The organism is Mycobacterium sp. ABE4_509, assembly GCF_056160785.1.
The window spans coordinates 1-7162 of record NZ_JBSWXU010000205.1; the positions used below are offsets into that span (position 1 = coordinate 1).

The 7162-nt window shown below is 68.4% G+C and carries 5 protein-coding genes; 3 read left to right on the top strand and 2 right to left on the bottom strand.

Features of this window, described 5'->3' with window-relative positions; translation table 11 throughout:
• Nucleotides 1–47: 47 nt before the first annotated feature.
• A complete protein-coding gene (locus ACXAID_RS26150; RefSeq protein WP_475025091.1) occupies nt 48–2336 on the bottom strand; it encodes a molybdopterin-dependent oxidoreductase in 2289 nt (762 codons plus the stop codon).
• Nucleotides 2337–2477: 141 nt separating this feature from the next.
• On the opposite strand from ACXAID_RS26150, the gene ACXAID_RS26155 reads away from it, so the two are divergent.
• Together ACXAID_RS26155 and ACXAID_RS26160 are read left to right on the top strand one after the other, a co-directional pair.
• Nucleotides 2478–3659, top strand: a complete 1182-nt coding sequence (locus ACXAID_RS26155; RefSeq protein WP_475025095.1) for an acyl-CoA dehydrogenase family protein — start codon at nt 2478–2480, stop codon at nt 3657–3659.
• A 184-nt stretch (nt 3660–3843) separates the two neighbouring features.
• Nucleotides 3844–5982 carry an LGFP repeat-containing protein gene (locus ACXAID_RS26160; protein WP_475025092.1) on the top strand — a complete coding sequence of 713 codons (2139 nt, stop codon included), beginning with the start codon at nt 3844–3846 and terminating at the stop codon, nt 5980–5982.
• A gap of 69 nt (nt 5983–6051) precedes the next feature.
• Here ACXAID_RS26160 and lexA read toward each other — a convergent pair whose 3' ends face one another.
• Nucleotides 6052–6750: a transcriptional repressor LexA gene (gene lexA / locus ACXAID_RS26165; RefSeq protein WP_475025093.1), complete on the bottom strand. Its 699-nt coding sequence runs from the start codon at nt 6748–6750 to the stop codon at nt 6052–6054.
• A 222-nt stretch (nt 6751–6972) separates the two neighbouring features.
• On the opposite strand from lexA, the gene ACXAID_RS26170 reads away from it, so the two are divergent.
• Nucleotides 6973–7162 (top strand): hypothetical protein (locus ACXAID_RS26170; RefSeq protein ID WP_475025094.1); only part of this gene is annotated, 190 nt, incomplete at its 3' end.

Sequence of the window (7162 nt, forward strand, 5' to 3'; positions counted from 1 at the left end):
GCCGCGCAGCGGCCGCTCGCGGGCGCAGGCGCCGGCCGCCTCCTGACTCAGCGCGGCGCGATCACCGGCGGCAGGTGGGCGCGCACCGGTGGCACCGTCGCGTCGAATCGCTGAACCTCGACCAGGACGTGCGCCCCGGTGCAGCCCTGGGCCAACGACGACGTGCCGGCATCGTCGGTGAGCATGTTGGGATTGCCGTGCAGGCACATGGTGTCCGGATCCGCCGGGTCCTGCGGGTCGAACCACGCCCCCGTGGCCAGCTGGACCACCCGCGGTCGCACGCCGGCGTCGAGCACGACACCGGCCAGGCAGGCGCCGCGGTCGTTGAACACCTGCACCACGTCACCGCCGGCCAGGCCGCGTTCGGAGGCGTCCGACGGATGCATCCGGATCGGTTCTCGGCCGGCGACTTTCGAGTTCTGGCTGGCCGCACCGCCGTCGAGTTGGCTGTGCAGCCGCGAGGCCGGCTGGTTAGCCAGCAGATGCAGCGGATACTGCGCGGCGCGCGCTGCGCCGAGCCATTCGGACGGTTCGAACCAGGTGGGATGGCCTGAACAGTCGGGATATCCGAAGCCGGCGATGTCGGCGGAGTAGATCTCGATGCGCCCGCTGGGGGTCGCCAGCCGGTGATGCACCGGGTCGGCGCGGAATTCGGCCAACAACGTCAACCGCTCCTGGGTGGGCAGGCGCAGCCGCCCCCGAATCCAGAACTCGCCGAACGGCGGCACCTCGAAATCCAGCCCGGCGGACCATGTCTGATAGATGTGCTCGAGCCACTGCCGGGCGGTGCGGCCTTCGGTGAACTCGTCCTCGACACCCAGCGCGCGGGCCAGCGCGCTGAAGGTCTGGTAGTCGTCGCGCGCGTGTGCGTAGGGCTCGGTGAGTTTGGGCATCGCCATCAGAACCGGATCGTTGGCCGACCCCGAGAAGTCGTCGCGTTCGGCGAACGTGGTTGAGGGAACCACGATGTCGGCGTGTTTGGCCATCGCGGTCCAGTACGGGTCGTGCACCACGACCGTATCCGGGCGGCCGAGTGCGCGGCGCAGCCGGGGAATGTTCTGGTGGTGGTGGAACGGGTTGCCGCCGGCCCAGTAGACGAGCTTGATGTCCGGATAGTTCAGCCGCTGGCCGTTGTAGTCGAACGGTTCGCCGGGGCGCAGCAGCATGTCGCTGACGGCGGCGACCGGAATGAACGAACGGACGCGGTTGATGCCCTGGGGCAGCCGCGGCAGAGCGCACCGCAACGGCGGCAGGCCGGGTTCGTTCATCGAGCCGTAGCCGTGCCCGAATCCCGCTCCGGGTAGCCCGATCTGGCCCAGCATGGCGGCCAGGGTCATCCCCATCCACGGGGCCTGCTCGCCGTGGCGGGTCCGCTGCAGCGACCAGCTCACCGTGACCAGCGTGCGGCCGGAGGCCATCCGGCGGGCCAGCGCTGCGAGCGCGTCGGGTTCCAGCCCGCAGATCGGCGCGGCCCACCGGGGCGATTTGGGCACGCCGTCGGTCTCACCGAGCAGATAGCGTTCGAATTCGTCGTAGCCGGTGCAGTAGCGGGCCAGGAACTCGCGGTCGGCCAGCGACTCGGTGGCCAGCACGTAGGCCAGCGCCAGCATGATCGCCACATCGGTGCCGGGTACCGGCGCATACCAGGTGCACTCACCGTCGGCGTCGTCGCGCAGGGGTGAGATCGAGACCAGGTGCCCACCGCGCTCCCGGAAGCGGCGCAACGCGTCGGGAGCCGGGTGAGCGGTCGTGCCGCCGTGATTGACGCCGGTGTTCTTCAGCGCCATCCCGCCGAAACACACCAGCAGATCGGTGTGCTCGACGATCACGTCCCAACTCGTGGAGCGCTTGAACAAGTCGTCGTGGGTGCCGACCACCCGAGGCATGATCACCCCGGTGGCGCCCAGGCTGTAGGAGTGGCGCGAATAGGTGTAGCCGCCCAGACAGTTCAGGAAGCGGTGCACCTGGCTCTGGGCGTGATGGAAACGTCCCGCGCTCGACCAGCCGTACGAGCCGCCGTAGACGGCGGCGTTGCCGTGCCTGTCGACGACCCGGCGGAGTTCTGTTGCGAGCAGTTCGACGAGTTCGTCCCAGCTGACGGTGACGAACTCGTCGACACCCCGGCCGGCAGTCGGACCGGGACCGCCTTCCAGCCAGCCCCGGCGTACCGCCGGTGCGGTGATGCGTGACCGGTGTCGCACCGAGCCGACGAGGTTGCCCAGCGCGGGGGAGGGGTCGGTGTCGCCGTCGATCGGGTTCACCGCGCTCAGATCGCCGTCGGCGACGGTGGCGGTGAACGCCCCCCAGTGCGTCAGGCTGCTCGCGGCTCGGGGCACGGCCGGAAGTCTACGGGCCCGGGTGCCGAGCACGGCCGGCTCGATCAACCATCCGGTTGGATGGGGTAGGTTGGCGGCGAGTTCTGCACACGTCTGCAGCCAGAATCCGTACCGACTATGGAGGACATGGAGGACATCGCCATGGGCCTGGAAACCGAGAAGTCGACCCCCGTCGTCGCCTACCAGCGCACCCTGTTCGAACCCGAGCACGAGTTGTTCCGCGAGTCGTTCCGGGGCTTTCTCGAGCGCCATGTGGCGCCGAATCACGAACAGTGGGAGGCCGACAAACTGGTCGACCGCGGGGTGTGGCTGGAGGCGGGCAAACAGGGCTTCCTGGGCATGGCGGTGCCCGAGGAGTACGGCGGCGGCGGCAACCCCGACTTCCGTTACAACACCATCGTCACCGAGGAGGTCACCAAAGGCCGCTACAGCGGGTTGGGCTTCAGCCTGCACAACGACGTCGCCGCGCCTTACCTCATCCGGCTGGCCACCGAGGAGCAGAAGCAGCGCTGGCTGCCCAAGTTCTGCACCGGCGAGCTCATCAGCGCCATCGCGATGACCGAACCGGGAACCGGAAGTGACCTGCAGGGCATCAAGACCCGGGCGGTCAAAGACGGTGACCACTACGTGCTCAACGGCTCGAAGACGTTCATCACCAACGGGATCCTCTCCGACCTGGTGATCGTGGTGGCGCAGACCGACCCGGACAAGGGCGCGCTCGGGTTCTCGCTGCTGGTCGTCGAGCGCGGCATGGAGGGATTCGAGCGCGGCCGCAAGCTCGACAAGATCGGCCTGGATGCCCAGGACACCGCCGAGCTGTCGTTCACCGATGTGCGGGTGCCGGCCACCAACCTGCTGGGCGAAGAGGGCCAGGGCTTCATCTACCTGATGCAGAACCTGCCGCAGGAACGGATCGGCATCGCGATCATGGCGGCCGCGGCCATGGAGGCCGTCCTGGCCGAGACGCTGCAGTACGCCAAGGAGCGCAAAGCCTTCGGTAAGCCCATCGGAAGCCAGCAGAACAGCCGTTTTTTGCTGGCCGAGCTGTCCACCGAGGCCACCGTCGTGCGGATGATGGTCGACGAGTTCATCAGGCTGCATCTGGACGAGAACCTCAGCGCCGAGCAGGCCGCGATGGCGAAGTGGTACGCCACCGAAAAGCAGGTTCACCTGGTCGATCGGTGTCTTCAGCTGCACGGCGGTTACGGCTACATGCGTGAATACAACGTCGCTCGCGCCTACCTCGATGCCCGGGTGCAGACCATCTACGGGGGCACGACCGAGATCATGAAGGAGATCATCGGCCGCAGTCTGGGTGTCTGATCTGCGGTGCCCGGTGTCGGTGCGCTGCCGATGCGCACATATTCTTGACCTCGATCGGCGAGGTGACTTGGTTATCGACGTCGGCTGACGCACAGTGAACGGACGCGGTAACTTTCTCAGAATTTCTCAAGGAACTCGCCAGAGTGCCTCACGAGAGCACCGTCGCCGACCGCGGGGAGGATGAATGAGCCGGCAGCCGCTGCTGCGCCTAGGAATGGTCGGTCGCGCAGCGATCGGGCTGTTGGGGGTCGCCACGGCTCTCCTGCTGGCCCCGGTCGCGGGGGCGCAGCCCGAAGTCGAAGCCAACGACGCGATCGCCGCCGCCTGGCAGGCCAGTGGTGGGGACGCCGGACCTCTGGGTCCCCCCACCGGTGACGTCTATCCGGCCGGTGAGGGTTTCGCCCAGGACTTCGCGTCCGGGAGGATGTTCTTCACCGCGCAGACCGGCGCGCACTTCATGCAGGGCGCCATCCTGGACAAATATGAGTCGCTGGGTGGAGCTGCCGACGGCGATCTCGGTTTCCCCACCATCGACGAGGGCCCTGGCCTGGCGCCGGGAAGCCGCAACAGCACCTTCAGCGCTCCAGACAATCCGGTCATCTTCTGGACCCCGGAACACGGTGCGCGGGTGGTGCGCGGGCCCATCAACGCGGCGTGGGATGAGCTGGGCGGATCCACCGGCGCTCTCGGGGTGCCGGTCGAGGACGAGTCCTACGACGGCTCGGTGGTCACCCAGCAGTTCGCCGCCGGGCAGCTGTCGTACGACTCGCAGACCGGCACGTTCACCACGGTGCCGCCGGAGCTGGCGGAGCAGTTGACCGATCTGAGCGTCCCGGACGATCCGGTCTCGGCGATCAACGCCGCGCGCCGCGCTGCGGGCGGCCCGCTGGGGCCGCTGGGTGCCGCCGAGGGCGAGCCGTACGAGATCGGCGACGACGGGCTCGGTCAGGACTTCGTCAACGGCAAGATCTTCTACAGCCCCGACACCGGCGCGAACGTCGTCACCGGCCAGGTGCTGGCCAAGTACGAGAGTGTCGGGGGGCCGCAGGGAGACCTGGGTTTCCCGGTGACCAATGAGATCGACGGCGGGCTGGAGCCGACAAGCCGGATGAGCCGGTTCGCCGCTGCGGACGAGCCGGTGATCTTCTGGACCCCCGACCACGGCGCGTTCATCGTGCGCGGCCCGATGAACGCCGCTTGGCAGGAGCTCGGCGGGCCGACCGGCGAGCTCGGTGCCCCGGTGGCCGACCAGTCCCAGGACGGCGACGTCATCACCCAGCGCTTCAACGGCGGGTCCATCTCCTGGGACACTTCGACCAAGGAGTTCAGCACGGACCCGGCCAGCCTCGCCCCGCAGCTCGGCGGTCTGGAAGTGCCCGGCCAGGACGGGCAGACCGCGGCGGAGGCGCCGCCGGCGTCGAATACCGGTGACGGCAACGGATTGCAGTGGAACTGGTGGTGGCTGCTGGCGGTCGTGCCGATCATTCTGCTGGTTGCGCTGGTGGCGTTCGCCGTGGTGCGCAACCGCAGCCGCGGCGAAGACCCGTTCGCCGCGACGGACGACGATGATGAGTTGTACGCCGCGGCGATGGCCGGCGACCAGCACGGCGGTGAGCGTGGTGGCGAGGACACGCTGTTCGGCGACCGCTACGCGCGGGAAGGGCTGGGCTCGCTGAGTGCCGTGCCTGCGCCCCCGGTGCCCTCCGACGACGTGTCGGCCCCGTTGAGTTTCTGGAGCACTCCGGTCTCGGACGAGGGCGTGGACGTCGAGCAGGAAGATCCCGATGCCGTCGACACCGCCCCGACCCGGATCGAGAACCCCGTCGAGACCGAGTTGCCGGTGCTGGGGGACTACCCGGACACCGAATATTCGGACGAGGCCGGCTACCGGGACGATTTCGTCGACGAGCCGCTCGAGGAGCCGGTCGAGGAGCTCTCTGACGAACCGATCGACGAACCGCTCGTCGAGTCGGGCGACGAACACTGGGCGCCGCCCGATGAGGGTGCGGATCTGGAGCCGCCGGCCGAGGAGGCCGTCGTGGGGTCTGCCGCGATGGCCGAAGCCGCGTCGGATCGAGATGCGCTGATCGACACCGGCCGGCACGCGCGCATCGACGTCGACGAACCCACTCCGGGGGGCACCGCGCTGCACATGCCGATGGGTGATCCGCGTGAGGCACCCGGCGGATATCCCGTCAAGGCCGACACCCAGTCGGGTCTGTACTGGGCGCCGGACAGCCCGGACTACGACGATGTCGCCGCCGAGGTCTACCTCGCCAGCGAGGAAATGGCGATCACGATGGGCTTCGTCCGCGCCTACTGAGTCCGCGCCTACTGAGGCTCGGGCTCACTCGGGTTCGCGCTCGCTGAGCGCGCGGGCGGTCGCCGCGCCTCAGATCTTGCGGATGACGGTCACGACCTTGCCGAGGATTGCGGCGTCGTTTCCGGGAATCGGGTCGAACGCCGGGTTGTGCGGCATCAACCAGACCTGACCGCGGGCCTGCTTGAACGTCTTCACGGTGGCCTCACCGTCGATCATCGCCGCGACGATGTCGCCGTTGTCGGCGACATTCTGCTGTCGCACCACAACCCAGTCGCCGTCGCAGATGGCCGCGTCGACCATTGATTCTCCGACGACCTTGAGCAGGAACAACGAGCCCTCGCCAACGAGTTCCCGGGGTAGCGGGAAGACCTCTTCGACAGCCTCCTCGGCCAGGATGGGACCGCCGGCGGCGATCCGGCCCAACACCGGCACGAACGTCGGCTCCGGCAGCGCATCGGACCCGCTCACATCGGTGGTGACGATCTGAGCGGCGCCATCGTCGGCGGCACGGACGTCGACGGCGCGTGGCCGGTTGGGGTCGCGCCGCAGGTAACCCTTGCGCTCGAGGGTTCGTAGCTGGTGGGCGACCGAAGAGGTCGAGGTCAGGCCGACCGCGTCGCCGATCTCCCTGATGCTGGGCGGGTAGCCGCGGGTGGTGACGGACGCCCGGATGACTTCCAGGATCGTGCGCTGCCGGTCGGTCAGGCTGGCGTCACGGTCACGGCGCGCATCGGTGCTCGCCGTGCTGTCGCTGCTGTCGTCGCTCATGAGCCCGAATGTAACCCGTCCGGCCGACATAATCAAACATGTGTTCGACGCGTGTCGTGGGCGTGGTGCCGGTCGGGGTGGCCGCCGCACGCCGCGGAACTTGTCGGTGGGCTCCCGTAGCGTTCGCAACAGTTCGATCACGTGTTCTATTCATCGAACACATGATCGACTACAGTTTCGAACACAGAAGCGAATCCTCAACCCGGAGGGAAGGGTACCCAGATGACGATCACCCCCGCATATGACGCCTTCAGCGGTCCCAGCGGTTCCAGCGGTCCCAGCGCTCCCACGGACGTGAGCGACTGCGACCGGTACGGCACACGTGACGTCCTGGACTGGAGCGACTCCGGGCACGCTGCACCGCGCCGGGTGGAGGCGGCCGGCGCGCGGCGCCGCGGCCCGGTGTCAGGGC

Coding starts and splice junctions, on each gene's coding strand:
- ACXAID_RS26155 (WP_475025095.1), top strand. CDS start 2,478: ATGGGCCTGGAAACCGAGAAGTCGACCCCCGTCGTCGCCTACCAGCGC.
- ACXAID_RS26160 (WP_475025092.1), top strand. CDS start 3,844: ATGAGCCGGCAGCCGCTGCTGCGCCTAGGAATGGTCGGTCGCGCAGCG.
- lexA (WP_475025093.1), bottom strand. CDS start 6,750: ATGAGCGACGACAGCAGCGACAGCACGGCGAGCACCGATGCGCGCCGT.